1 protein-coding gene is annotated in these 922 nt (G+C 65.5%); it reads right to left on the reverse strand.

The features are described from left to right. Positions 1-671: outer membrane beta-barrel protein (locus ACKTTN_RS14720; RefSeq protein ID WP_407910653.1), on the reverse strand; the 671-nt coding region annotated here is incomplete at its 3' end. Positions 672-922 lie beyond the last annotated feature (251 nt).

The raw sequence follows: 922 nt of genomic DNA on the forward strand, positions 1-922 counted from the left end.
TTGTCGTCGCAGTTGTTCACACCGTCGCCGTCGTCGTCCTTGTCGGCGCAGGTCACGGCCGGCGGCGGAGCCACCGGAGCAGCAGCCGGGGCGCCGAGCGGGATGATCACGCCGACCGAAGCCAGCAGGTCACCGAAGCCGCTCTTGTCGGGCGCGGCGATGCTCTGGTCGTCGAAATCGGTGCGCCACGCGAGCTCGCCACGGATGCGGACCGGGCCGGCGTCGCCCTCGATACCGGCGCCGATCTTGGCGGCAAGGTTGCCGTCTTCACGCTGGCCGGGGGAATTCGGGCTCGGGAACGCGTCGTATTCCTCTTCCGAACGCTGGTAGCCGCCGCCGAGGAGCACGTACGGGTTCCACGCACGGCCTTCCGCACGGAAGAAGCGGCGGGCGTCGAAGGAGATGCCGTACTGGCTCCACCACAGATCCTGGTTCGCGTCATTGCGCGGGTTCTGGTAGTTGAGCTGGGCTTCGAACGACCAGTTGGGGTTGATGGGCTTGCCGATGCCAATCGCGCCGAACGGCGCGTTGCGCGTACCACGGGCGTTGTCCTGGACGTTGAAGCCAACGTCGCCGGAGAGGTACCAGCGGTCGTCGAACGTCTGCGCCTGCGCGGCTTGGGCGAACGCAAGGCCGGCGAGCAGTGCGGTGCTCAGCATGCGGATCTTCATGTGTAACTCCAAAAGAAGGTCGGAAACGGCAGCCAGGCCGTAGCGCTCCTGAACAGGCCGAGCTGAATGATTACACGGCCGCTAGGATTTTTTAACATCCCTGAACGAACGGCCGACCAGCGGCCGCAAAAAAGAAGCCCGGCGCAAGGCCGGGCTTCGGGTGCAGCGGTGAACCGGACGTCTTACTGGTTCTGGACGTTCAGCTCGGTACGACGGTTACGCTCGTTCTTGCACGCCGGCAGCGTCTGCGG

Source organism: Lysobacter claricitrinus, from assembly GCF_045866565.1.
Lineage (GTDB): Bacteria > Pseudomonadota > Gammaproteobacteria > Xanthomonadales > Xanthomonadaceae > Cognatilysobacter > Cognatilysobacter claricitrinus.